Below are 23875 nucleotides of genomic sequence, written 5' to 3' on the forward strand. Positions count from 1 at the left end.
TGGTGGGACCTCCGGTGGCGTCTGAGAGGGTGGAGCCATGAGCGGATCACACACGGGTGCGGAGCAGCGGGTCGTCGTCGTGGGAGCCGGCATCGCCGGACTGGCCGCCGCGCACCGGCTGCTCGGGCGCGGGGCACGGGTGACCGTGCTGGAGGCCTCGGAACGGGTCGGCGGCAAGCTGCTGCCCGGCGAGATCGCGGGCGCGCGCGTGGACCTCGGCGCCGAGTCGATGCTGGCCCGCCGCCCGGAGGCGGTGACCCTCGCCCGCGAGGTGGGCCTTTCCGACCGGCTCCAGCCGCCGGCCACCGCGACCGCGTCGCTGTGGACCCGCGGTGCCCTGCGCCCCATGCCCAAGGGGCACGTCATGGGCGTCCCCTCCTCCGCCGACGCCCTGGCCGGCGTGCTCTCCGACGAGGGCCTCGCCCGGATCGGCCAGGACGCCGAGCTGCCCCGCACCGAGGTCGGCGACGACGTCGCCGTGGGCGAGTACGTGGCCGCCCGCCTCGGCCGCGAGGTCGTCGACCGGCTGGTCGAGCCGCTGCTGGGCGGGGTGTACGCGGGTGACGCGTACCGGATCTCGATGCGTTCCGCCGTCCCCCAGCTGTTTTGGGCCGCGCGGACGCACACCTCCCTGACCGAGGGCGTCCGCGACATCCAGGCCAAGGCCGCCGCCACCGCCGACCGGCAGACCGGACCGGTGTTCATGGGCATCGAGGGCGGCGTGGGCACCCTCCCGCCCGCCGTCGCCGCGTCGGTACGGGCCCGCGGCGGGGAGATCCGTACCGGCACCCCGGTCACCGAACTGCGCCGGGAGCCGGCCGGCGGCTGGCGGGTCGTCACCGGGGAACGGGAGCTGCGTGCCGACGCCGTCGTCGTCGCCGTCCCCGCCCCGGCCGCCGCCCGGCTGCTGCGCGCCGAGGCGCCCGGCGCCGCCGCCGAGCTGGCCGGCGTCGAGTACGCCTCCATGGCGCTGGTCACGCTCGCCTACCGCCGCGCGGAGACCGACCTGCCCGCGGGCAGCGGATTCCTGGTGCCGCCGGTCGACGGCCGCACCATCAAGGCGTCCACCTTCGCCTCGCGCAAATGGGGCTGGATCGACCAGGAGAACCCGGACCTCATGGTCCTGCGCACCTCCGTCGGCCGGCACGGCGAGACGGAGATCCTGGGCCGTGACGACGCCGGCCTCGTGGAGGTCTCCCGGCACGACCTGCTGGCCGCGACCGGCCTGGACGCCACCCCGGTCGCCACCCGGGTCACCCGCTGGCAGGACGGCCTGCCCCAGTACCCCGTCGGTCACCACGCGCGCGTGGCCCGCGTCCGCGAGCACCTCGCCGCCCTCCCGGGGCTGACCGTGTGCGGCGCGGCCTACGACGGCGTCGGCATCCCCGCGTGCATCGCGAGCGCGTACGAGGCCGCCGACCAGATCCACGGTGAGGCCCCGCACGACGTGCGGGACGTCACCGCCACCCGGTGAAAAACCCTCCACGGAGGAGCAGGAGAATAAGGGACATGAGCGACGACGCCACCACCCCCGCACCCGACCGGATCCCGAACAAGGGCAAGCTGGCCAAGGACCTGAACGAGGTCATCCGCTACACCCTGTGGTCCGTCTTCAAGCTGAAGGACGTGCTGCCCGAGGACCGCGCCGGGTACGCCGACGAGGTCCAGGAGCTGTTCGACCAGCTCGCCGCCAAGGACGTCACGGTCCGCGGCACCTACGACGTGTCCGGTCTGCGCGCCGACGCCGACCTGATGATCTGGTGGCACGCCGAGAGCAGCGACCAGCTCCAGGAGGCGTACAACCTCTTCCGCCGCACCAGGCTGGGCCGCGCCCTCGAGCCGGTGTGGTCGAACATGGCGCTGCACCGGCCCGCCGAGTTCAACCGCTCGCACATCCCGGCGTTCCTCGCCGACGAGGAGCCCCGCGCCTACGTGAGCGTGTACCCCTTCGTGCGCTCCTACGACTGGTACCTGCTGCCCGACGAGGACCGCCGCCGCATGCTCGCCGACCACGGCAAGATGGCCCGCGGCTTCCCCGACGTGCGCGCCAACACGGTCCCCTCGTTCTCCCTCGGCGACTACGAGTGGCTCCTCGCCTTCGAGGCCGACGAGCTGTACCGCATCGTCGACCTCATGCGGCACCTGCGCGGCTCCGAGGCCCGGATGCACGTCCGTGAGGAGGTTCCGTTCTACACGGGCCGCCGCAAGGACATCGCGGAACTCGTCGCGGGCCTCGCCTGATCAGGCCGCGGGCCGGGGCTCCGCACGCCGCTCCGGCTCCGCCCGTGGTGCCGGTTCCGGGCGCGGTGCGCAGGACGCGCGCCGCCCCGGGACCCGGCCGGTGAGCAGGTACTCCTCCAGGTGGCCGTTCACGCAGGCGTTGGGCCCGCCCGCGATGCCGTGCGTACCGGTGTCCCGCTCGGTCACCAGCGCCGAACCCGTGAGCCGCCGGTGCAGCTCCAGGGCCCCCTCGTACGGGGTGGCCGCGTCCCGCTCGGCCGCCAGGACCAGCGTCGGCGGCAGCGCGCCCGTGCCGGCGCGTACGTCCAGCGGCTGCTGCCGGGGCGCCGGCCAGAACGCGCAGGGCAGATTCGCCCACACGTTGTCCCAGGTCTCGAACGGGGCCCGGCGGGCGAGCCGGGTGTTGTCCCGGTCCCACACCGCCCAGTCCGTCGGCCAGGGCGCGTCGTTGCACTCCACGGCGACATACACCGCGCGCGCGTTCTCCGTCTCCACGGCCGCCTCCGGATGCGCCTGCGCCTGTTCGACCAGCGGCCCGGGATCGCCCCTCAGATAGGCCGACAGGGCGTGCGCGCGATGCGGCCAGTGGTCGTCGTAGTACCCGGCCTGCAGGAACGCCCCCTGCAACTGGCCCGGCCCCACCGTCCCGCCCGCCGGTTCCTTCGCCAGCCGCGCCTTCACCGCCTCGTAGCTGCGCTGCACCTCGCGCGGTGTGTCGCCCAGCCCGTACACGTCGTCGTGCCGGGCGACCCACGTCCGGAAGTCCGCCCAGCGGTCCTCGAACGCCGCGGACTGGTCGAGGTTGTTGCGGTACCAGACCTGCGCCGGGTCCGGGTTCACCGCCGAGTCGAACACCATCCGCCTCACGTGCGCCGGGAACATCGTGGCGTACAGCGCCCCGAAGTACGTCCCGTACGACGCTCCCATGAAGGTCAGCCGCGGCTCCCCGAGCGCGGCGCGCAGCACGTCCAGGTCACGGGCGTTGTTCAGGGAGTGGTAGTGCCGCAGCGAGTCGCCGGCCCGCTCCGCGCAGCCGCGCGCGTACGCCTTCGCCCGCGCGACACGCTCCCGCTTGTACGCCGGAGAGGGGTGCGTCGGCGCCTGCGTGGGGCCCTGGGCGAACGTCTTCGGGTCCTGGCAGGACAGCGGCGCGGAGCGGCCCACCCCGCGTGGGGCGTAGCCCACCAGGTCGTACGCCGCCGCGATGCGCTTCCATTCCGGGAGCAGGCCGATGAGCGGGAAGTACGTCCCGTCGGAGCCCGGCCCGCCCGGGTTGTGCACCAGCGCGCCCTGCCGGGGCACGGCGCGCCCGCCGTCCTGCTGCGTGGCGCGGACGCGGCTGACGGTGAGTTCGATCTGCTTGCCGTCCGGGCGGGCGTAGTCGAGCGGGACGGCGACCGTGCCGCACTTGACGGTGCCCGGCAGGTCCCGCGCGTCGGGACACGGGCCGAACGCGATGCCCCCGGCCGCGGCGCGCGCGGCGGCCACCGCGGTGCCGCGCAGCTCGGCCGCGCCCGGGGCGGCGGTGGCGCCACCGGCCGGCGCGACGGCCAGAGTGGTGAGCAGCAAGGACCCGGCGGCCGCGTGGACGACGGCAGTTCTCATCGCGTTCCCTTCGGTGCACGCCGATTGGACGGCGGTCGACACCAGGGATGCTTCGTCCAGTGGCGGGGCGGGGCAAGCACCGTCGGCGGGTGTCGCCGTCAGTGCTCCCGTGCGCCCCCGGAACCGGGGTCGTCCTTCGTGCGGTGACGGCCGGAGACGTCGCCCTGACCGTGCTCCAGGTGGTGCTCGCGGTGCGCGAAGGCCGCACGCAGATCCGGTTCGCCCACCGCGCGGTCGCCGTGCACGGCGACCGACGTGAGATACGTACGGTCGTCGTCGGCGGTGCGCGCTCCGGCCGGGGGCAGGGCCCCCAGCAGTCGCCGGCCGGCCGGGGAGGCCCAGTGCGCGTACGGAGGGATCTCGATCCGCGCGATGACCAGGCAGCTCAGGGTCAGCGTCAGCGGCAGCGCGAACCACAGGGCGACCAGAAGGCGCGGCAGGTACGACGCGCCCGGCAACAGCAGCGCGGCGGCGGCCAGTCCGGTCACGGCCGACGCGGCGAGCCGTACCTGTCGTATGCCGTCGGCGATCGTCGTGGCCGCGCCGTCGGGCACGGCCAGCCCGGCCCGCTCCAGCCGGTCGGCGAGGCCGCGCACCGCGTCCGCCATCGCCGCGGCGGCCCGCACCGGCGTGATGGGGGACTGCCCCCGCGGCCCGATGGCCCCTATCACCGACCGTTCCATGTCGTCCCGCCCGAGCGGATCGACCACGGTCGCCCAGCCGGTGTGGGCCAGCAGCAGCCGACGCTGACGCGCCATGGAGACCAGGGTGACATCGGCGACCCGCCGCGGGCCGCCGGACAGGAACGCCGTCTCGTACAGGGTCAGATCACGCCCCTCGCAACCGGCCGTCCCCACGTCGTGGACGGCCGCCGCGCGTACGGCGGCCAGGCACAACCGTGTGCACGCGGCGCCGGCGACGGCCCAGGAGACGAGCAGCAGGATTACCCAGAGCATGACTTGTTTGTAAACGACACGGTCCTGAAAGCACCATGCCCTGTTCGCCATCCGGACGGAGTGTTGTCCGCCTGTGACGTTCCGCTCGAGTGGCCCCGGCCTCAACGCCGCAGCAGCGCCCGCCGCGTGGCGCGCGCCAGCCGCACCGCGGGCCGACGGGACCGCGGCCCGGGCCCGGACCGTTCCAGCCACCACTCCCGCAACTCCCGCAGGGGCAACTGCCCGTGCTGCCGCCCCCGTTGCCCGGAGACGAGCAGCAACTGCTCGACGAAGTCCAGCGCGTCCTGCCGGTAGCCCCCGGTCATCGGCCGCTTCCGGGCATGGGCGAGGAAGACAGCCCGGTACCGCTCGCCGAGCATCACCGGTAGCTCGGGAGCGACCTTGGCGACTACGTCCGCCCGCTTCGCGGCGAGCGCCCGTGCCTGCACGGCCATTCGCACCCGGTCGAACCCCTCGGGCACGGGCGTCCCGGCGACCAGCGAGGACAGCACCGCCGTCTGGGCGAGCGCGACCCGCTGCCGCGCGGGTTCGCAGGAACCGGCTTCCCTCACGGAGCCGGAGCTCTTCGCCTGTGCTGTGCTCCGCGTGATCGCGCCCTTCTCCACCGCCTCCCGAACGGCGGTCAGCTCACGCTCCAGCTCACCCGGCTCGGGGAAGTCCTCGTCCCGTTCCAGGAGCACACCGGGAGGGGAGACCCGGGAGGCGAGGTCGGTGAGGATGTCCAGTACCGGCCGGGGCACGGGGTGGGCGTGGCTGTCGTGCCAGACGCCGTCCCGCTCGACGCCGCCCGCGACATGGACGTACGCGATGGCCTCCAGGGGCAGTTCGGCGAGTGCCTTCGCGGGGTCCTCGCCGCGGTTGACGTGGTTGGTGTGCAGATTGGCCACGTCGATGAGCAGCCGTACGCCGGTGCGGTCGGCCAGGTCGTACAGGAACTGGCCCTCGGACATCTCCTCACCGGGCCAGGAGAACAGCGCCGCGATGTTCTCCACGGCGAGCGGTACGGGCAGGGCGTCCTGGGCGATCCGGACGTTCTCGCACAGCACGTCGAGCGCGTCCCGGGTGCGCGGCACCGGCAGCAGGTGACCGGCCTCGAGCCGAGGGGAGACGCTGAGCGGACCGCCCGCCCGCACGAACGCGATGTGCTCGGTGACCAGCGGCGACCGGAGCGCCGTGGCCCGCTCGGCCAGCGCCTCCAGCCGTCCCGCGTCCGGCCGCTCGGCCCCGCCGAGCCCGAGCGCGACCCCGTGCGGTACGACGGTCACCCCGCGCTCGCGCAGCCGCAGCAGTGACTCGGGGAGATGCCCGGGACACACGTTCTCGGCCACCACCTCGACCCAGTCGATCCCCGGCATCCGCTCGACGTCCCCGGCGATCTCCGGCCGCCACCCGATCCCCGTCCCCAGTCGCTCCATGCGCTCTCCCCCTCCTCCACCGGCCACCTTGTCGGCCCCCGCCGGACGTCCGTCCGTTCGGACGTGACGGGGGTATGGCCCCGAAGCCCGCACCCGAACCGCGTCACGGCCATCTTCAGAGCAACATTTGAGCTTCGGGAAGGGGCCGCCGGGCGGGTGCCGGGAAGTACGCGCGGCAGGCCCACCGTTTCGGCCCGCCCCCGGACGCAGGTGTACTAGCGGTGGTCGTGCACGGGGAGGCCGGGCGCGAAGTGGGTCACGGCGGCCCTCAGCCGTTCCCGGTCGAGGCGCCACCCGGTCACCGCCCGGGAGGCCATCGCGACATCGGCCGGAACCGGCACGAGATGCTCCAGGACGGCACGGGCCTTCGGGCCGTCACCGGACAGGGCCGGAGCGCCCTCCCGCCGGGTGACCCCGACACAGGGAACGGAGGAGTGGCCCGCGGCCTGCTGCCAGAGCACCACACCGGTGATCTCGACCCACGGCACATGGGCGGTGGTGGCCCTGTACCGGGCGGGGCTCCCGCCGAGCAGTACACCCGTCCCGTCCACCCGGAACGCGACCTTGCCGCTGAGCGCCACGTACGCCATGAACAGCCCGCCCGAACCGAAGAGCGGCAGACCCAGAACGCGCGCGTACAGCGGCATGTCGGGGAACAGCAGAAGCGCGGTGAAGACGGCGCAGACGGCCACGACTCCCGTGGTCCTGAGGTCCCAGCCGTAGCGAGCCTGGTATACGGGCGAGGTGGTATCGGCCATGGCCGAATCATGGCAGCTCCAGTCTCCCGGGGGGAGAGGGGCCGACGGGGCGATGACGGTGGCGGCGCTCATGACGTCGAGGCGATGGGAACGGCAGCTTTGCCTCCGACGGCCGGCTGTTCGCCGGCACCGGCCCGCTCGGCCGGCTCCGGGAGCCGGCCGAGCTGCTGGGTGACGCGCTCGCGCAGCAGGAGGTACTCCCCCCAACGGCGGGGCAGGGGGCCCGGAGGACGTACGACGACACGGGGGGCCACGACGGTCTGTCCGCGCTGGAACTGCTCGCGGGTCAGGTCGAGTTCCACACCGCTGGACAGCCGGTTCCACCAGTGGAAGCCGTGCTGGGCCCCGTCGGCGTGCACCTCGCCGACCACGAGATCGCCGCCGAAGACGTCGTTGACGATCAGGGCCGTGATGTCGCAGTGCCCCCGGGCGGGGTTGTCCGGCTGCCAGTCGGCCAGGTCGTCGGGCGAACAGGTGTCGGCGGCCCAGGCGGCCCGCAGGGCGCTGTCGAGGTCGAGCAGGTTCCACGGGGTCATGCGGCCAGCATCGCAGCCGTCACTGACACCGGGCGGAGGTCTCAGCGGAGGGACGGGTGGTCCGCCACCACCGTGCTGGAGCCCGGGGCGACTTCCGTGAAGCCCGCGTCGCGGACCAGGGGGAGTCCGCTGGTGGTCAGGGTGGTCCAGTGGGACGGGGCGGCGGGCCGGACGGAGAGGGGGAAGCCGGCGTCGCGCCAGGCGGTGCGGTCCTCACCGGGCAGTTCCCACCAGGCCAGCTGGGCCGCGTGGCCCGCCTGGGCCATGGCCTTGCCGGCCGACATGCCGAGGTCGGGGTTCAGCCAGAGGACCGGGGCCGCGGGGTCCGCCGGGGGCGGGGGCTCCGGGTCGTCCAGGTCGGTGCCGGAGACCTGGAGGCGGGCCAGGTCCTTGGGCCAGCCGTCCAGCGGCACGGGCGGGAAGACGCGGACCTCCGCCGACTTGCCGGTGACCGTGATGCCGGGCAGGGACTCCGCGCGGCGCCACTCCGCGCCGCGGGCCCTGCGGACCACCTTGCGGATACGGGCGTCCTGCCAGTCGCGCATCGCCTGCGCCCACTCGCCCTCGCCCACCGACCGCTCGTCCGCCAGCATCGTCAGCACCGCGCGGGCCGCCGTCTCCAGCGCGTCCGTACGGGCCGGGGGTGCCGACCGCTCGATGCGTGCCACCAGGGGCAGCGCGAACTGGGGGGCCTCGTCGCGGGAGCCCGGGCCGGAGCGGAAAGGGCTCGCGGCAGCCGGATTCCGGTCACGGGGCCCGTCGTGGGTCTGGTCACTGTTCACAGGGCCAGTCTGCCAAGCCGCGCCGCGGTCCCGTCCCGTCAGCCGGAGCAGGCTGTGCGCTGGGCCTCCTGCCTCCCCCAGGTTCTCGACTTCGCTCGAACAGGGGGGACCTCCATGCACACCGGGCACATCGTGATGCCCTTGTACGACTCCGGGTACTCCGTCGGTTCCCGGCACAGCACGCGCTCCGCGTACGGAGACCCGCCGGCCTTGGGGGGCCGGGCCGCGTCGATCGGGCGGCAGTCGTTGCTGTCGGTGGTCATGCCTCCAGCGCGGGACGGTGTGTTCCCGGCCGGGTCAGTCTCGTTCGCCCGCGGTCGCGAGCAGGTCGGAGACCTTGACGAAGCGGTAGCCCTGGCGGCGCAGCTCCGGGACGATCGTCCGTACCGCCCGCTCGGTCGCCGGGGCCGCGCTGCGGGTGCAGTGCAGGACGACCACGGAGCCCGGGCGCACTCCGTCCAGGACCTGCCGGGCCACCGCGGCGGCATCCGTGGCGAAGGCGTCGCCGCCGACCACGTCCCACTGCACGGCGGTGACACCGGCCGGAGTGAGCGCCTTCAGCGCCTCGCGGTCGTAGCAGCCGCCGGGGAAGCGGAAGTACGGCATCGGGTCCTCCACCCCCACCTCGCGGAACGCCGTGTACGCCCGCTCCACGTCCGCCCGCATCCGGTCCCGGCCGACGGTCGGCAGGCCGTAGCAGTCGTCCGTGAACGCGTAGTGGCTGTACGAGTGGTTGGCGACCTCGAAGAGCGGGTCCCGGCCGATGGAACGGGCCTGGTCCGGGTACTCCTCGGCCCAGCGTCCCGTCATGAACACGGTGGACGGCACCCTCAGCGCGCGCAGGGTGGCGATCAGCCGCGGATGGTCGAAGCGCTCGCCCGCCGCCGCACGCGGGCCCTGGTCGGCGGTCATGTCGGCGTCGAAGGTGAGGGCGACGGTCTTCCCCGCGGTCCGGGGGGCGTTCTCGAAGACCGGGGTCAGGCCCGCCGGTCCCGGGGCCAGGGTGGGCGGGTGCGTGCGGGAGGGCGCGGTGGTGGCGGAGGGGGCGCCGCGTGGCAGCTGCGCGGGGTGGGGGGCGCCGCAGGCGGCGAGGGCGGCGAGCGCGGTGGTGAGGGCGCAGAAGGCTGCCGCTCGGCGTACCGGTGTGATCACCGCATGAACGTATGGGGTGTATCGAGCGATTCGCCCTCTTTCGTCGACGGGTGTGGTGGGGTGTCACTCGGGTGGTCGAGTCCGGGGACGTTCTCCGCCCCCGCTTGCGGTGCGGGGTGCACCGGACTAACGTACAACCAAATGGTTGTAGATGGCTTGACCGACGACAGCGTGGACCGGCTGTTCCACGCCCTGGCCGACGCGACGCGTCGCGACATACTCCGTCGTTGCGTACGGGCCGGGTTGTCCGTGTCACGTCTGGCCGAGGCGTACCCGATGAGCTTCGCCGCGGTGCAGAAACACGTCACGGTGCTGGAGCGGGCCGGTCTGGTCACCAAGCAGCGCAGCGGCCGGGAGCGGCTGGTACGGACCGACCCCGACGCGGTGGACGGGGCACGGCAGGCCCTCGACGAACTGGAGACGGCCTGGCGGGCGCGCGTGGACCGGATGTCCGGTCTGCTGGTGGACGAAGCCCGGACCGGATCCGGGACCGAGGCCCCGAGCGGTGCCGGAACCGCGGCGGGCTCGGGCGACGGCAGGGAAACGACGGAAGGACAGGACCGATGACCGTCACGAGCGTGGACAAGGATGTCGACCGGCTGACCCTCACCGTGGTCGCGGACTTCACCGCACCGGTCGAGAGGGTGTGGCAGCTGTGGGCCGACCCGCGGCAGCTGGAGCGCTGGTGGGGGCCGTCGGCCTACCCGGCGACGGTGGAGGAGCACGACCTCACCCCGGGCGGGGAGGTCACGTACTTCATGACCGGCCCGGAGGGTGAGAAGTTCGGCGGCTGGTGGCGGATCGCGACGGTGACGCCGCCCACGTCCCTGGAGTTCACCGACGGCTTCTCCGACCAGGACGGCAGGCCGGACGCAGGGATGCCGACCACGGCGGTACGGATGACGCTCAGCGAGCGCGAGGGCGGGACCAGGATGGAACTGCGCTCGGTCTTCGACACCCGCGAGCAGATGGAGCAGCTGGCCGAGATGGGCATGGTCGACGGGCTGCGCGAGTCGATCGGGCAGATGGACGGCCTGCTGGCGGCTGCCTGAGCCGCGTACGGACCCGTGGGGGCCGGCCGGGGCGGACTGTCCCGGCCGGCCCCGCGCCGTCACCGCCGCCAGGGGCCCGTGACCGCGAACGTCGTCCCGGGGTCGTAGCAGTTGACGTACATCGTCCGGCCGTCCGGAGAGAAGGCGACCCCGGCGAACTCGCCCCAGTCCGGGTCCTGCGAAGTGCCCCTGTTCTGCCGGTTGCGGGCCAGTGCGTACACCTCGCCGCGCCGGGTCACGCCGTAGACGTGCTGCGCGCCGCCGCCGTCCTCGCAGACCATCAGGCCGCCGCCGGGGGCGAGGCAGATGTTGTCCGGTGACTCGCCGGGGAGCTGCACGTCGGTGTCCGGCCCGAAGACGATCACCAGCGTCAGGCGGCGCCGGTCCGGGTCGTAGCGCCAGATCTGCCCGTGGTGGTCGCCGGCCGATCCTTCCGCGCTGCGGGCGAAGGACGACACGAAGTACACCGACCGACCGCCCCAGTAACAGCCCTCCAGCTTCTGTGCGTGCGTGACGCCGCCGGTGCCGAAGTCCTGGAGACGGATGGGCGTTTCGGCGGCCGGCGGATCCGGTACGTCCACCCACTCGACGCCGTCGAACCGGGCGCCCGTCTCCTGGGCCGAGGACAGGTCCGGCACGCCCGGCACCCGCATCGCCTGGAGCCGGCCGCCCGCGCGCAGCGAGCCGGTGCCGCCCAGCGGCTTGTCGGGCAGGAACCGGCAGAAGAGGCCGAAAGGCCGTTCGAAGGCGTCCTCCGTCTCGTAGACGACGCCCCGCTCCGGGTCGACCGCGATCGCCTCGTGCTGGAAGCGGCCCATCGCGGTCAGCGGTACGGCGCCCGTGCGGTGCGGTGCGGGTCGGCGCCGTCGACCTCGAAGACATAGCCGTGGTCCTTGGCGTAGCCGTTGGTGCCCGCCCTGTCCTCGGTCTCCTCACAGGTCAGCCAGGTGCCCCAGGGTGTCGGCCCGCCCGCGCAGTTGACGGCCGTACCGGCGAGCGCGACCCGCTCCGAGAGCACCCGGCCGCGGGAGTCCAGGGTCAGCGACGTGCAGCCGCCCTTGCCCCGGGGGTCGTAGGTCAGGCCCTCGACCGCCGGGACCGGGATCCTGCCGTCGGCGCGGTTCTCGTGGTTGTGGACCAGGTGGATCCGGCCGTGCCCGCCCGCGAAGGCGGCCATGCCGTCATGGTGGGAGGGAACCGGCCCCTCGCCGGAGCGCAGGGGGTCGCCCTCGCGGGACAGCACCCGGTAGCGGAAACCTTTCGGCAGGTCGAGCAGCCCGTCGGGGTCGGGGACGAGGGGGCCGTAGCCGTGATGACCGAGGTGCCGCGCGGCGGCGGCAGCGGGGGTGAAGAGCTCGGAGAGGGCGCCGGAGAACGCGATGCCGATGCCCAGAGCGCCGGAACGGGCGAGCAGCCGACGCCGTGTCGAGGGCAGGAATCCGGTGTCGGACCCTGTTTCCGGCGTGCCTGTTTCTGACATGGAGGAACCTTCCTGTTGGCGGACAGGAACTGTGGTTCCGCCGTGTCTATCACCTGCCGTGGGTCACGGGAACCACGCGCGGAGCACGTGTCACGCGTCGGTCCGGGGACGCTCGCGCGTCACCTGTCCGGGACCGGGGCCGGGGTGAGCACTGGTGGGGTCGGGGGCGGAGGAGGGGGCGGCCTGGCGGCCGGTGTCCGGGGCCAGGCGCCCGAAGTCCGGGGCCAGGCCCCTGCCTGCGTCCTCGCCCCTGTCCCTCTCCTCCTCCGTCGCTCCCTCCCCGTCGCCGTGCCCCCGCCGGCCGGCCGGCGGTCCGGGCTCCTGGAAGGCGCGTTCCTGGGGCACCGGATTCTGGGCCGCCCGCTCCAGGAAGCGCAGCAGTTCCACCGGGAAGGGCAGCACCAGCGTGGAGTTCTTCTCGGCCGCGACCGCCACGATGGTCTGGAGCAGCCGCAGTTGCAGTGCGGAGGGCGTGTCCGCCATCTGCTGGGCCGCTTCGGCGAGCTTCCTGGACGCCTGGAGTTCGGCGTCGGCGTTGATGACCCGGGCCCGCCGCTCGCGGTCGGCCTCCGCCTGGCGGGCCATGGACCGCTTCATGGTGTCGGGCAGGGAGACGTCCTTGATCTCGACCCGGTCGATCTGCACACCCCAGCCGACCGCGGGGCTGTCGATCATCAGTTCCAGGCCCTGGTTCAGCTTCTCGCGGTTGGAGAGCAGGTCGTCGAGATCGCTCTTGCCGATGATCGAACGCAGCGACGTCTGCGCCATCTGGGACACCGCGAACCGGTAGTCCTCCACGTTCACGAGTGCCGCGGGCGCGTTCACGACCTTGAAGTAGACGACCGCGTCGACCCGCACGGTCACGTTGTCCCGGGTGATGCCCTCCTGCGCGGGCACCGGCATCGTGACGATCTGCAGGTTCACCTTGTGCAGCCGGTCCACGAAGGGGACGATCAGTGTGAATCCCGGCCGGCGCGCCTCACCGTGCAGCCGGCCGAGGCGGAAGACCACGCCCCGCTCGTACTGCTTGACGACCCGCGCCGCCGCGGTGAGACAGGCGACGCCCGCGGCACCGGTGGCGGCGGCCGCGGTGAGCAGCTCCTCGACCATGACGACCTCCCGTCAGAGGTCCGCCGCGTACATTTTCCTCCACTTCTGCAAGGATATGCTCGGACCCGGTCCGGGGCCATCCCTCGGCCCCGGACCGGACGCCATCGGCGCACAAGGGGCTGTCCGGCTGATCACGCCGAAGACGCGGGGCCCGGCACGCCCTTGCCCTGCGGCCGCACGCACCGGCACCCGCTCATCCGGCGGGAAAGACGCGGCCGGTCACCTCGGATCTGATCCGCCGGGCGGAGCCTGAACCGCGGCGACCCGCGTGTCGTGGTCCGTCGATCTCGTCTTCGGACCCTTTGTGATCCTCACGGGCACCGTGCCGGCCGCGCCGTGCTGCTCCGCCCAGTCCCCCAGTGCCGTACGGCAGGCGTGGTCCAGGTGGTGGAGGCCGGTCAGGTTCAGCTCGACCGGGCGGTCCTCGGGCAGCGACTCCAGGGTGTCGAGGATCCGTGGCAGCCGCAGGAAGGTCGCGTTGCCCGACAGATACACCTGGATCGGTCCCGCCCCCTTGTCTATGACCTTCAGCTTCGCATGCGAGGCCTCCCAGGCGGTCTTGACGACCGACAGCGCCAGACCGATCAGCACGCCCTCGAACATGTTCACCACGACGATCGACACGGCGGTGACGGCCAGGATCAGCGCTTCTCCCCGTTGCCCCCGCCACAGCGCGACGACCGGGCGGAACGGGATCAGCTTCCAGCCCGCGTGGACCAGGATCCCGGCCAGCGCGGGCAGCGGGATCAGCGCCAGCGCGGACGGCAGCAGTGCGGCGAACAGCAGGAGCCACACGCCGTGCATCACCCGGGACGCCTTGGTCCGGGCGCCCGCCCGGACGTTGGTCGAGCTGCGCACGATGACCGCGGTCATGGGCAGCGCACCGAGGACCCCGCACACCGTGTTGCCCGCGCCCTGCGCCATGAGCTCCTTGTCGTACCGGGTGCGCGGGCCGTCGTGCAGCCGGTCCACTGCCGCGGCGCTGAACAGGCTCTCGGCGGAGGCGATCAGGGTGAAAGCGACGATCGTGCCGATGAGGCCGACGCTCGCCAGTTCGCCGAAGGCGTCGGCGCCGGGCGGCTGGACGGCGCCGAGCAGACCCTGCACTTCGACCGTCGCGACGGGCAGCCCGAACGCGAGGGTGACCGCGGTCGCCAGCAGGACCGCCGCGAGCGCGCCGGGTACGGCCCCGGCCGGTCCCGGCATCCGCCGCCACAGCACCATCAGGGCCACGGTGCCCGCGCCCACGGCGAGCGGGGTGAGCGCCTCCGGGCTGCCCAGCGCGGCCACAACGGCGCCGGGCAGCCCGAGGATCTTGTCGACACCGGCGGCGGGCGCCTCCAGCCCGGCCGCCGCGTACAACTGGCCCGCGATGAGCACCAGGCCGATACCGGCCAGCATGCCCTCGACCACCGAGACCGATATGGCGCGGAACCAGCGTCCGAGCCGCAGGGCGCCCATGACCAGCTGGAGCACCCCGGCGGCCAGCACGATCACACCGAGTGCGGGCAGCCCGTAGGTGTCGACCGCCTCGAAGACCAGCACGGTCAGCCCGGCGGCCGGCCCGGACACCTGGAGGCTGCTGCCCGGCAGCAGACCGGTGACCAGACCGCCCACGATGCCGGTGACCAGTCCCAGTTCGGCCGGGACACCGGAGGCGACGGCGACGCCCACGCACAGCGGAAGGGCGACGAGGAACACGACGAGCGAGGCGGCGAAGTCCTGCCGCAGATGAGGGAACCTGGACACGGCCGTGCTCACAGGGCCTCGAACGCGTCGGTCGCGGCGCGGTGTTCGCGCACCGCGCCGGTGTGCACCTCGTAGTACCAGCCGTGCAGCCTCAGCCGCCCGGACGCCAGCCGCTGTTCGACGCACGGGTAGGAGCGCAGCCGCAGCAGCTGCGCCAGGACGTGGTGCTGCACGGCGTCGGCGCAGGCCGGGTCCGCCGCGTCGGAGACCGCTGGTTCGTCGGCGGCGTGCGCCAGCCAGTCGCGCACGGCAGGTACGGCGCCCAGGTCGTCGCCGCGCACCAGCGCGCCGATGGCCCCGCAGTGGGAGTGGCCGCAGACCACGATGTCGCTCACTCCCAGGACCTGCACGGCGTACTCGACGGTGGCGGCCTCGGCGGTGGGGTGCCCGGAGGCGTACGGCGGGACGATGTTGCCCGCGGTACGCAGCTCGAAGAGCTCGCCGGGCCGGGCGCCCGTGATCAGGGCCGGTACGACCCGGGAGTCGGAACAGGTGATGAACAGGACGTCGGGGGACTGACCCTCGGCGAGGCGGGCGAACTCCTCAGGGCGCTGACCGAATGTGCGGGCGTTGTCGATGAGGGGCTGCATGTGGTGATTCCTCCTGGCGCGCAGTGGGGGGCGCGTCGGACGGGCATGACAGGTGGGGAATGCGTTTTCGGGAGAATTCCCGGCCCTTGATTCACGGGCCGTATATGTGTTCGTGAAGGGCGCCGGGGTGAAGCGCGGGTAAAGGGGCGGTGAGTGCCGAGGATGTGGCCGCGGTCGCCGGACCTTGGAACATGTGTTCCTCGAGACGGTTTGCGCCTCTTGGGTGCGCCAATGGTCGGTCAATGATTGGTCAAGAAACACGTTAACCCTGCAAAGGCCTTTGCAGGGTTAAATCGATGTTCGGCGCGGGAAGGTGCCTGAAAAAAAGAGGTGGGATGGCCTGAAAAGGCTCTCACCCGGAGGGGCGACCGGGCGTCGGGCTCCGCGGGTCACGGGGGCACCGGGTCACGGGGTCACCGGGTTCCCGTGAGCCGGCCGGCGTCCCGGGCCAGGGCGGTGAGGCGGGAGATGGCCCGGAAGTACTTCTTGCGGTAGCCGCCCTTCAGCATCTCCTCGCTGAACAACTCGTCGAACGGCAGTCCCGAGGCGAGTACGGGCACCTCGCGGTCGTAGAGCCGGTCGGCGAGGACGACCAGGCGCAGCGCCGTCGACTGGTCCGGTACCGGCCCCACACCGGTGAGGCACACGGCGCCGAGCGAGTCGGTCAGGGCACCGTACCGGCTGGGGTGCACCTTCGCGAGGTGGTCCAGCAGGTCCGCGAAGCCGTCCAGCGAGGCGCCCTCGGTGGCGTACGCCGTCCTGGTCACCAGCTCGTCGGTGTACGGCGGCGGCGCCTTCGGCAGACCGCGGTGGCGGTAGTCCTCGCCGTCGATGCGCAGGGCGCGGAAGTGGGCCGACAGGCCCTGGATCTCCCGCAGGAAGTCGGCCGAGGCGAACCGGCCCTCGCCGAGCCTGCCCGGCAGCGTGTTGGAGGTGGCGGCGAGCGCGACGCCCGCCTCGACCAGCCTGCCGAGCAGGGTGGAGACGAGGACGGTGTCGCCGGGGTCGTCCAGCTCGAACTCGTCGATGCACAGGAGCCGGTGACCGGAGAGGGTCTTCACCGTCTGCTGGAAGCCGAGGGCGCCGACCAGGTTGGTCAGCTCCACGAAGGTGCCGAACGCCTTCAGCGCGGGCTCGGCCGGGGTGGCGTGCCAGAGGGAGGCCAGCAGGTGGGTCTTGCCGACGCCGTACCCGCCGTCGAGGTAGACGCCGCGGGGGCCGGCCGGGACGGGCTTCGCCGTCTTCCTGAAGCCGAACAGCCCGCGCCTGCCGGAACCGCCGGCGGGGGCTGTGCCGAGACCCGCCGCGAAGCCCTCGAGGACGCGCACGGCCTCGGTCTGGCCGGGCCGGCCCGGGTCCGGTATGTACGTGTCGAAGCGGACCGCGTCGAACCGCGGCGGCGGCACCATCTCGGCGACCAGCCGGTCCGCGGGGACGTGCGGCTCACGGGCGCACAGGGACAGCGGGGCCGCTTCGGCTGTGACGGCGGGCCGGGATGCGGGGGAGGAGGACACGCTTCCTCATACTACGGGGCGTGGAACACTGCAGTTCATGCGACGCCTGTTCCCCGTGATCGACGAAACAGCAGTTCCCTCGGCGAGTGCCGGTGCGGCCGGCGACGGCGCGGGAGCCGCGCAGGACGGTGGCCGGGAGTGGAGCCTGGCCGAACTGGCGGCCGCGTACGCCTACCCGGAGCCGGAGCCCGGTGGGGGCCGGCGGCCGTGGCTGCGGGCCAACATGGTGTCGACGCTCGACGGCGCCGCCCAGCACGAGGGCCGCTCGCAACCCATCTCCAGCCCGGCCGACATGCGGGTCTTCGGCACGCTGCGGGCCCTCGCGGACGTCGTGCTCGTCGGTGCGGAAACGGTTCGCCAGGAGGGCTACCGTCCGGCACGCGCGCGTGCCGGGTTCGCGGCGGCGCGGGAAGCCGCCGGGCAGGGGCCGGCGGCGGCGATCGCGGTCGTCTCCGCGAGCCTGGACCTGGACTTCTCCCTGCCGCTGTTCACCTCCCCGCTGGTGCCCACCCTGATCCTCGCCGGCGCCGCCGCGCCCCCGGCCCGGGCCGCCGCCGCCGAGGCGGCCGGGGCCCGGGTCGTGACCGCCGGGGAGGGCGCCGGCGTGGATCCGGCGCGGGCGGTCCGGGAACTCGCGCGGCTGGGGCACACCCGGCTGCTGACCGAGGGCGGCCCGCGGCTGCTGGGGCAGCTGGTGGCGGCCGGTGTGCTGGACGAGCTCTGTCTGACCGTCGCCCCGATGCTCACCGCGGGTGACGCTCAGCGCATTGCCGGTGGCCCCTCTGTGACACTTCCGCGGCGTTTCACGCTGAAGGCGATGTTGGAGGAGGACGGTTTCCTGTTCACGCGGTACACGCGGTCCTGAGGGGACCGGGCGGACCCGGACTCTCCGGCGGTGTCCGGGAGCGCCCAGGGGAGTCCGGAAGTGCGTTCGAGGATGACCGCTGGTCCGGTCATCGGCGGAATGTTCTGTTCCGCTTGGTGTCGCGGTGGGCAGACTGACTCCGGCAGTGCCCGTGCGAACACGGGGCAGGATGGTTTCCGCAGGGCCCGGCTCGGCCCACGGGGAGAGAGGGCCCACGGCCCTCCGACGAGAAGGGGCGCCTGGTGTTCACAAGCGTACTGATGATCGAGAAGGCCCTGACGTCCGCCGACGTGGAGTTCGTCACCACCTTGCACGGCGACGACGCGGTCACCTTCCAGGTGCTGCTCCAGCCGCGCGGAGAGCAGGCGGACCGGCTGCTCCGGGCCATCGACGACGTGGCCCTCGGCGAGCTCGACGACGCCGTCCGCGAGGGGGAGACCCCCGAGGGCGAGGAGGCCATGACCATGGGGGAGCGGGCCCTGGAGGTGTCCCTGCAGGCCCTGCGCGCCGCCGGTCACCGGGCCGAGGGCCGGCTGATCGAGGACCACCCCCTGGACGCGCTGAGAACGATGGTCCAGGAGGCGGAGGCGGACGAGGTGATCGTGCTCACCGACCCGCACTACGTGGAGGAGTTCTTCCACCGCGACTGGGCCTCCCGGGCCCGGCACAAGGTGGGGGTGCCGGTCCTGAAACTGTTCTCGCACAGCAAGGCATAGGGTGGGGCGGCGCCTTCCCGCGAGGGCGCGAAGACAACTCGTCACCACTGGGGAGAGACACGCATGGCACCCGGCCTTCCTACCGCCATGGACCGACCGCACTTCATCGGCATCGGCGGCGCCGGGATGTCGGGCATCGCGAAGATCCTCGCGCAGCGCGGCGCCGAGGTGGCCGGCAGCGACGCCAAGGAGTCCGCCACCGCCGAGGCGCTGCGCGCGCTGGGCGCCACCGTGCACATCGGGCACGCGGCCGGGCACCTGGCCGACGACGCGAGCTGCGTGGTCGTCTCGTCGGCGATCCGCGAGGACAACCCGGAGCTGGTCCGCGCGGCCGAACTGGGCGTACCCGTGGTCCACCGCTCCGACGCGCTGGCCGCCCTCATGGACGGCCTGCGTCCGATCGCGGTGGCCGGCACCCACGGCAAGACCACGACCACCTCGATGCTGGCCGTCTCCCTGACCGAGCTGGGCCGCCGGCCGTCGTACGCCATCGGCGGCGACCTGGACGTGCCCGGCTCCAACGCGCTGCACGGCGACGGCGAGATCTTCGTCGCCGAGGCGGACGAGTCCGACCGCAGCTTCCACACGTACGCGCCCGAGGTCGCGATCATCCTCAACGTGGAGCTGGACCACCACGCCAACTACGCGTCCATGGAGGAGATCCACGAGTCCTTCGAGACGTTCGTCGGCCGGATCGTACCCGGCGGCACGCTGGTGATCTCGTCGGACCACGAGGGCGCGCGGGAACTGACCCGGCGGCTGGACGGCTCGGTCCGGACCGTGACGTACGGCGAGGCGGCGGACGCCGACGTGCGGGTGACGTCGGTCGTGCCGCAGGGGCTCAAGAGCGAGGTGACCGTCGAGTTCGGGGGCGCCCCGCTCACCTTCACGGTGTCCGTCCCGGGCCGCCACTACGCGCACAACGCGGTGGCCGCGCTCGCCGCGGGCGTCGCGCTCGGCATCCCGGCCGACGAACTGGCCCCGGCACTGGCCGCGTACACCGGGGTGAACCGGCGCCTGCAGCTCAAGGGCGAGGCGGCGGGCGTCCAGGTCGTCGACTCCTACGCGCACCACCCGACCGAGATGACCGCCGACCTGGAGGCGATGCGCGCCGCCGCGGGCGACGCCCGCATCCTGGTCGTCTTCCAGCCGCACCTCTTCTCCCGCACCCGGGAGCTGGGCAAGGAGATGGGCCGGGCCCTGGCACTGGCCGACTCCTCGGTCGTCCTGGACATCTACCCGGCCCGCGAGGACCCGATCCCCGGCGTCACGAGCGAGCTGATCATCGACGCGGCGCGGGCGGCGGGCGCGGACGTGACGCCGGTGCACGACAGGGCGAAGATCCCGGAGGTCCTCGCGGGAATGGCGGAGCCCGGTGATCTGGTTCTCACCATGGGAGCGGGCGACGTCACCGACCTCGGCCCGTTGATCCTGGACCGTCTGTCGAAGTAAGCAGCGTCGGAGCAGGACGCCGACGTGGGAATGGAAGGGCTGGAGGCTCATGTCGTACGACGTGGAGAAGCCGGACGAACAGTGGCGCGCGGAGCTGTCGCCGTCCGAGTACGCCGTTCTGCGCCAGGCGGCCACGGAGCCGGCCTTCACCGGCGAGTACACCGACACCAAGACCGAGGGTGTCTACTCGTGCCGTGCCTGCGGTGCCGAACTGTTCACCTCGGGGACCAAGTTCGAGTCGCACTGCGGCTGGCCCTCGTTCTACGACCCGCGGGACTCCGACGCGGTCGAACTGGTCGAGGACCGGTCGCACGGCATGGTGCGCACCGAGGTGCGCTGCTCCCGCTGCGGCTCCCACCTCGGGCACGTGTTCGAGGGTGAGGGGTATGCGACACCCACGGACCAGCGGTACTGCATCAACAGCGTCTCGCTGAAGCTGCAGCCCACCGAGAGCTGATCCCCACACGGCGCATCGCGCCGACGCGGAGGGGCCGCCGGGAAGCCCCGGCGGCCCCTCCGCGGTTCCCGGCGTCCCGCCCTACCATCCGGTGCGCAGCAGATGGTTGAGGAGCAGGGCGAGGACCGCCTGACCGGCGAGCCAGGCGCGCGGGGCGGGCAGCAGGGCACCGGCGGGGAGCAGCCAGAACACGAACGGCAGCCAGATGCGCTCCGTCTCCGCCTTGCTCATCCCGGACAGGTCGGCGATCAACAGCGCGAGCAGCGCCGACAGCACCAGCAGGGCCAGGGACCCGGTGAGCGGGGCGGGCCGCCGCCGGACCGGCAGTCCACTCCCGCACCGGCGCAGTCCGGCCACCGTGGCGGGGCCGGCGACCAGCACCGTGCAGGCGAGGTTCGCCCAGACCCAGTACGCATAGGGCCGTACCCCGCCCGACCCCTGGTGGTAGCGGGTCACCAGCAGCCGGTACGCCTCCCACCAGTCGAAGCCCAGCACGGTGAACACCACCGGTACGACCAGGAACCCGGCGGCCAGCGGGAGCAGCAGCCGGGGCAGCCGACGCCACTCCCACCCGCCCAGCAGCAGGACCGCCGAGCCGATCACCGCGAACAGCGTCAGCCCGTACGACAGGTACACGGTCACTCCGAACAGCAGCCCCGATCCCAGACCCGTGCGGACCGGCCGGTGCCCCGTCACGGAGAGGGCGAGCAGGGCGACGGCCCAGGCGGCGACGGCGGTGAAGTAGCCGTCGGCGGACGTGCCCACCCACACCGCGGCCGGGGCGAGCACCAGGAACGGTGCGGCACGCCGGGCCAGTGACTCCTCGGTGAGCGCGCGCACGGCGACCAGGACCGCCACCGCCGCCGTGGTGCCGACGGTGATGCAGAAGGCACCGGCCCAGCCTCCGCCGCCCAGGCCGATCCGGTCGAGCAGGACGAAGGTGAGAGTCGCGCCCGGGGGATGCCCGGCGACATGGGCGGGCCAGTTGTCCGGGGCGTCGAGCAGGATGTGCCCGCTGAAGCCGCGCAGGGCGGCGGGGACGTCCTGGAAGCGGTCGACGGCCCGCAGGTACTCGTGCTGTGTCGTCAACTGCTCGGCGACGCCCCGGAACCAGCCGTCGACGAGGGCGAGCGACCACGTCCAGGCCAGCGACGCCCCCCACACCGTGAGCAGCAGCGGCCGCCAGGACAGGCGGGCCGCCAGGGACGGGCCGTACGCCACCACGGCCGCCGCCACGAGCAGCGCGGCCGGCGTGCCCGGACCGACGTGCGGCGCCCACTGCGCCAGCAGCGGCGGCAGACCGACGCGCAGCGTGCCGTCGCGGCGCTGGAGAACGTCGCCGACCAGTACGGCGGCCAGGACGAGCAGCGCGGCCGCCGCGACCGCGGCGAGATCACGGGCGGGGCCGTGCCGGCCGGCGGGAGGGGCGGGGCGGACGGGGGGAAGGTCGCGGGTCACGCCGTCACGCTAGGCCGGACGCCCTCCGCCGGGCGGCTGACGAGCGCGGACGTCAGGGTTTCGTCATCGTTCGCGGACCCTTTCCGGGGGCGCTCCGGACCTACGGTCGGGGCATGGCACGGTCATCACGGTCCTCCCTCCCCGCCGGCCGCCCCGCCGCTCCGCGGCGCGGCGGCATCCCGCGTGGTCCGTTCTCGCCGGGCTTCTGGCGCAGTCCGGTGCGCGGCGCCCGGTTCACCTCGGTGCTCGGGCTGGTACTCCTCGTGGGCCTCACGGTCCTGTTCCTGACGGGACTCCTGTCGTACGCCGCGTACAACCCGAACCTGTCACCGGTGAACGACAAGACCCCCGGCAAGGGGATCCTCGGCTTCTACCTCTTCTCCTGGCCGACCGACCCGCCCTGGCTCTACCGGCTCACCCAGGGCCTCCACGTCACGCTCGGGCTCGCCCTCGTCCCGGTGCTGCTGGCCAAGCTGTGGTCGGTGGTGCCCGGACTGTTCACCCTCCCGCCGGCCCGCTCGGTCACCCACGCCCTGGAGCGGACCTCGCTGCTCCTCCTCGTCGGCGGCGCGCTGTTCGAGTTCGTCACGGGCATCCTCAACGTCCAGCTCGACTACCTCTTCCCCGGTTCCTTCTACGCGCTGCACTTCTACGGTGCCTGGGTGTTCTTCGGCGCGTTCGTCGTCCACGCGGTGCTGAAGACACCGCCGGCACTGCGCAATCTGAGGCAGATGCGGGAGGAACGGAAGGGCGAGGAGGACCGCACCGACCGTACCGACGACCTGGCGGCTCCCGAGCCGGATCCACCGACCGTCTCGCGGCGCGGGGCGCTGGGGCTGGTCGGCGGCGGTTCGCTGCTGCTGTTCGCCACCTCCGCCGGACGCAGCTTCGACGGGCCGCTGCGCCGGACCGCCGTCCTCACCCCGCACGGCGGTCCCGAGCCCGGCACCGGACCGAACGCCTTCCAGATCAACAAGACGGCCGCGTACGCCGGTATCCGCCCGGCCGAGACGAGCGAGGAGGCCTGGCGGCTGGAGGTCGCCGGACCCACCGGCACCGTCGTCCGGCTGGACCGCGCCGGTCTGCTCGCCCTGCCGCAGCACAGCGCGGCGCTGCCCATCGCCTGCGTGGAGGGCTGGTCCACCTCGGACCAGTGGTGGCGGGGCGTACGGCTGCGGGACCTCGCCGCGCTCGTCGGCCACGACGACCCGGTCGACGTGTTCGTGGAGTCGCTGCAGCGCCGTGGCGCCTTCCGCCGCGCCGCGCTGCGCGCCAACCAGGTTGCCGACCCGCGCTCCCTGCTGGCTCTGTCCGTCAACGGCGGGGAACTGTCCCCCGACCACGGCCACCCGGCGCGCGTCATCGTCCCCGGCGCGCCCGGCGTGCTCACCACCAAGTGGGTCGCCCGGCTGACCTTCGGCGACCTGTGAGGAGCGCTGCCCGATGACACCGTCCACGCGGTCCACGCGGTCCACGCGAGCAACGGCACGGCTCCGGCCGGTGCTCGGCAGTCCTCTCCGCCTCCTCCTGCTGCTCTGCTCGTTCGCCCTGTGCGGGTACGCGGGGGTGCGGCTGCTCGACGGCGACTGGTTCCTGATCGCCCTGTGGTTCGTGGGCGCGGCCGTGCTCCACGACCTGGTGCTGCTGCCGCTGTACGCGACGGCCGACCGCCTGCTGGTGAGGAGCGCCGGCCGGCACCGGGAGGGGGTGAACCACGTACGGGTGCCGGCCGCCCTGTCGGGCCTGCTGCTGCTCGTGTGGTTCCCGCTGATCACCGGCAGGGTCTCGGAGCGCTACGCCGGTGCCACGGGGCTGTCCGCCGACGGCTACGCGACCCGCTGGCTGATTCTCACGGCCGTCCTGTTCGGCGGCTCGGCGGTCCTGTTCGCGGTACGGGCGCGGAGGCGGGGACACGGGCCGGTACGGCGCCGGCGGCGTGGGCCGGTGGCGGACGGGACCCCACCGCCGTCCGCCGACGGCTGACGGG

At 73.2% G+C, this 23875-nt stretch carries 23 protein-coding genes and 1 pseudogene; 10 read left to right on the forward strand and 14 right to left on the reverse strand.

Annotated features, from left to right (window positions below):
* The first annotated feature begins 37 nt into the window (after positions 1-37).
* Together hemG and hemQ are read left to right on the forward strand one after the other, a co-directional pair.
* A complete protein-coding gene (gene hemG / locus TU30_RS02850; protein ID WP_042164102.1) occupies positions 38-1474 on the forward strand; it encodes a protoporphyrinogen oxidase in 1437 nt (478 codons plus the stop codon).
* A 35-nt stretch (positions 1475-1509) separates the two neighbouring features.
* Positions 1510-2241, forward strand: a complete 732-nt coding sequence (hemQ, locus tag TU30_RS02855) for a hydrogen peroxide-dependent heme synthase (protein ID WP_042164105.1) — start codon at positions 1510-1512, stop codon at positions 2239-2241.
* On the opposite strand, the gene TU30_RS02860 is transcribed toward hemQ, so the two are convergent.
* The 8 genes from TU30_RS02860 to TU30_RS02895 form a co-directional block, all read right to left on the reverse strand.
* Positions 2242-3846, reverse strand: coding sequence for an alpha/beta hydrolase (locus TU30_RS02860; protein WP_042164108.1), 1605 nt, complete (start codon positions 3844-3846; stop codon positions 2242-2244).
* Between the two features lie 98 nt (positions 3847-3944).
* Positions 3945-4802, reverse strand: coding sequence for a TIGR04222 domain-containing membrane protein (locus TU30_RS02865; RefSeq protein ID WP_042164111.1), 858 nt, complete (start codon positions 4800-4802; stop codon positions 3945-3947).
* A gap of 101 nt (positions 4803-4903) precedes the next feature.
* Positions 4904-6217, reverse strand: coding sequence for a DUF692 domain-containing protein (locus TU30_RS02870; protein ID WP_042164113.1), 1314 nt, complete (start codon positions 6215-6217; stop codon positions 4904-4906).
* A gap of 215 nt (positions 6218-6432) precedes the next feature.
* Complete coding sequence (locus tag TU30_RS02875; RefSeq protein WP_158719296.1) at positions 6433-6975, reverse strand: hypothetical protein; 543 nt, start codon at positions 6973-6975, stop codon at positions 6433-6435.
* Between the two features lie 68 nt (positions 6976-7043).
* Positions 7044-7511, reverse strand: coding sequence for a hypothetical protein (locus tag TU30_RS02880; RefSeq protein WP_078878072.1), 468 nt, complete (start codon positions 7509-7511; stop codon positions 7044-7046).
* Positions 7512-7552: 41 nt separating this feature from the next.
* The gene (locus TU30_RS02885; RefSeq protein ID WP_042164118.1) at positions 7553-8293 is read right to left on the reverse strand and encodes an aminoacyl-tRNA hydrolase; all 741 of its coding nucleotides are present in this window, start codon (positions 8291-8293) and stop codon (positions 7553-7555) included.
* A gap of 38 nt (positions 8294-8331) precedes the next feature.
* Positions 8332-8556, reverse strand: coding sequence for a hypothetical protein (locus TU30_RS02890; RefSeq protein ID WP_042164120.1), 225 nt, complete (start codon positions 8554-8556; stop codon positions 8332-8334).
* A gap of 34 nt (positions 8557-8590) precedes the next feature.
* Positions 8591-9445 carry a polysaccharide deacetylase family protein gene (locus TU30_RS02895; protein ID WP_042164122.1) on the reverse strand — a complete coding sequence of 285 codons (855 nt, stop codon included), beginning with the start codon at positions 9443-9445 and terminating at the stop codon, positions 8591-8593.
* Between the two features lie 141 nt (positions 9446-9586).
* Between TU30_RS02895 and TU30_RS02900 the strand changes: the two genes are divergently transcribed.
* Together TU30_RS02900 and TU30_RS02905 are read left to right on the forward strand one after the other, a co-directional pair.
* Positions 9587-10012, forward strand: coding sequence for a helix-turn-helix transcriptional regulator (locus TU30_RS02900; RefSeq protein WP_042164124.1), 426 nt, complete (start codon positions 9587-9589; stop codon positions 10010-10012).
* Entirely contained in the window at positions 10009-10497 is a 489-nt protein-coding gene (locus tag TU30_RS02905; protein WP_042164126.1) for an SRPBCC domain-containing protein, read from the forward strand. Before TU30_RS02900 ends, TU30_RS02905 begins: the two co-directional genes overlap by 4 nt.
* Positions 10498-10556: 59 nt before the next feature.
* Here TU30_RS02905 and TU30_RS02910 read toward each other — a convergent pair.
* The 5 genes and pseudogenes from TU30_RS02910 to zapE all read right to left on the reverse strand — a co-directional run bounded on the left by TU30_RS02910 (position 10557) and on the right by zapE (position 16940).
* Positions 10557-11977, reverse strand: a pseudogene (locus TU30_RS02910) (alkaline phosphatase PhoX).
* 90 nt (positions 11978-12067) lie between these two features.
* Complete coding sequence (locus TU30_RS02915; RefSeq protein ID WP_078878073.1) at positions 12068-13087, reverse strand: slipin family protein; 1020 nt, start codon at positions 13085-13087, stop codon at positions 12068-12070.
* Between the two features lie 219 nt (positions 13088-13306).
* Positions 13307-14836, reverse strand: a complete 1530-nt coding sequence (locus TU30_RS02920; protein WP_370626546.1) for a SulP family inorganic anion transporter — start codon at positions 14834-14836, stop codon at positions 13307-13309.
* Between the two features lie 8 nt (positions 14837-14844).
* On the reverse strand, positions 14845-15426 hold the full coding sequence (locus TU30_RS02925; protein ID WP_042164130.1) for a carbonic anhydrase: 582 nt from the start codon (positions 15424-15426) through the stop codon (positions 14845-14847).
* A gap of 413 nt (positions 15427-15839) precedes the next feature.
* Positions 15840-16940, reverse strand: coding sequence for a cell division protein ZapE (gene zapE, locus TU30_RS02930; protein WP_042164132.1), 1101 nt, complete (start codon positions 16938-16940; stop codon positions 15840-15842).
* A 37-nt stretch (positions 16941-16977) separates the two neighbouring features.
* Here zapE and TU30_RS02935 point away from each other — a divergent pair, with 37 nt between their 5' ends.
* The 4 genes from TU30_RS02935 (at position 16978) to msrB (ending at position 20430) form a co-directional block, all read left to right on the forward strand.
* The gene (locus TU30_RS02935) at positions 16978-17805 is read left to right on the forward strand and encodes a pyrimidine reductase family protein (protein WP_042164134.1); all 828 of its coding nucleotides are present in this window, start codon (positions 16978-16980) and stop codon (positions 17803-17805) included.
* Between the two features lie 242 nt (positions 17806-18047).
* Entirely contained in the window at positions 18048-18521 is a 474-nt protein-coding gene (locus TU30_RS02940) for an indole-3-glycerol phosphate synthase (RefSeq protein ID WP_176726230.1), read from the forward strand.
* Between the two features lie 63 nt (positions 18522-18584).
* Positions 18585-19973 carry a UDP-N-acetylmuramate--L-alanine ligase gene (murC, locus tag TU30_RS02945; RefSeq protein ID WP_042164136.1) on the forward strand — a complete coding sequence of 463 codons (1389 nt, stop codon included), beginning with the start codon at positions 18585-18587 and terminating at the stop codon, positions 19971-19973.
* 49 nt (positions 19974-20022) lie between these two features.
* Positions 20023-20430, forward strand: a complete 408-nt coding sequence (msrB, locus tag TU30_RS02950) for a peptide-methionine (R)-S-oxide reductase MsrB (protein WP_042164138.1) — start codon at positions 20023-20025, stop codon at positions 20428-20430.
* Between the two features lie 81 nt (positions 20431-20511).
* Here the strand turns inward: msrB and TU30_RS02955 are convergent, their stop codons facing one another.
* The gene (locus TU30_RS02955) at positions 20512-21888 is read right to left on the reverse strand and encodes a hypothetical protein (protein ID WP_042164140.1); all 1377 of its coding nucleotides are present in this window, start codon (positions 21886-21888) and stop codon (positions 20512-20514) included.
* A 113-nt stretch (positions 21889-22001) separates the two neighbouring features.
* On the opposite strand from TU30_RS02955, the gene TU30_RS02960 reads away from it, so the two are divergent.
* A complete protein-coding gene (locus tag TU30_RS02960) occupies positions 22002-23318 on the forward strand; it encodes a molybdopterin-dependent oxidoreductase (protein WP_078878074.1) in 1317 nt (438 codons plus the stop codon).
* 13 nt (positions 23319-23331) lie between these two features.
* Positions 23332-23871 (forward strand): hypothetical protein, encoded by a 540-nt coding sequence (locus TU30_RS02965; RefSeq protein ID WP_234307756.1) that lies wholly within the window; start codon positions 23332-23334, stop codon positions 23869-23871.
* Positions 23872-23875 lie beyond the last annotated feature (4 nt).

Source organism: Streptomyces sp. NBRC 110035 (genome assembly GCF_000829695.1).
Taxonomy (GTDB): Bacteria; Actinomycetota; Actinomycetes; order Streptomycetales; family Streptomycetaceae; genus Streptomyces.

Excerpts from the sequence above, each read along its gene's own strand:
- TU30_RS02965 (WP_234307756.1), top strand. The coding sequence starts at position 23,332 with ATGACACCGTCCACGCGGTCCACGCGGTCCACGCGAGCAACGGCACGG.
- TU30_RS02870 (WP_042164113.1), bottom strand. The coding sequence starts at position 6,217 with ATGGAGCGACTGGGGACGGGGATCGGGTGGCGGCCGGAGATCGCCGGG.
- TU30_RS02915 (WP_078878073.1), bottom strand. The coding sequence starts at position 13,087 with ATGGTCGAGGAGCTGCTCACCGCGGCCGCCGCCACCGGTGCCGCGGGC.
- TU30_RS02960 (WP_078878074.1), top strand. The coding sequence starts at position 22,002 with ATGGCACGGTCATCACGGTCCTCCCTCCCCGCCGGCCGCCCCGCCGCT.
- TU30_RS02880 (WP_078878072.1), bottom strand. The coding sequence starts at position 7,511 with ATGACCCCGTGGAACCTGCTCGACCTCGACAGCGCCCTGCGGGCCGCC.
- hemG (WP_042164102.1), top strand. The coding sequence starts at position 38 with ATGAGCGGATCACACACGGGTGCGGAGCAGCGGGTCGTCGTCGTGGGA.
- TU30_RS02865 (WP_042164111.1), bottom strand. The coding sequence starts at position 4,802 with ATGCTCTGGGTAATCCTGCTGCTCGTCTCCTGGGCCGTCGCCGGCGCC.
- TU30_RS02890 (WP_042164120.1), bottom strand. The coding sequence starts at position 8,556 with ATGACCACCGACAGCAACGACTGCCGCCCGATCGACGCGGCCCGGCCC.
- hemQ (WP_042164105.1), top strand. The coding sequence starts at position 1,510 with ATGAGCGACGACGCCACCACCCCCGCACCCGACCGGATCCCGAACAAG.
- TU30_RS02925 (WP_042164130.1), bottom strand. The coding sequence starts at position 15,426 with ATGCAGCCCCTCATCGACAACGCCCGCACATTCGGTCAGCGCCCTGAG.
- TU30_RS02900 (WP_042164124.1), top strand. The coding sequence starts at position 9,587 with ATGGTTGTAGATGGCTTGACCGACGACAGCGTGGACCGGCTGTTCCAC.
- TU30_RS02905 (WP_042164126.1), top strand. The coding sequence starts at position 10,009 with ATGACCGTCACGAGCGTGGACAAGGATGTCGACCGGCTGACCCTCACC.
- TU30_RS02935 (WP_042164134.1), top strand. The coding sequence starts at position 16,978 with ATGCGACGCCTGTTCCCCGTGATCGACGAAACAGCAGTTCCCTCGGCG.
- msrB (WP_042164138.1), top strand. The coding sequence starts at position 20,023 with ATGTCGTACGACGTGGAGAAGCCGGACGAACAGTGGCGCGCGGAGCTG.
- murC (WP_042164136.1), top strand. The coding sequence starts at position 18,585 with ATGGCACCCGGCCTTCCTACCGCCATGGACCGACCGCACTTCATCGGC.
- TU30_RS02875 (WP_158719296.1), bottom strand. The coding sequence starts at position 6,975 with ATGGCCGATACCACCTCGCCCGTATACCAGGCTCGCTACGGCTGGGAC.
- TU30_RS02860 (WP_042164108.1), bottom strand. The coding sequence starts at position 3,846 with ATGAGAACTGCCGTCGTCCACGCGGCCGCCGGGTCCTTGCTGCTCACC.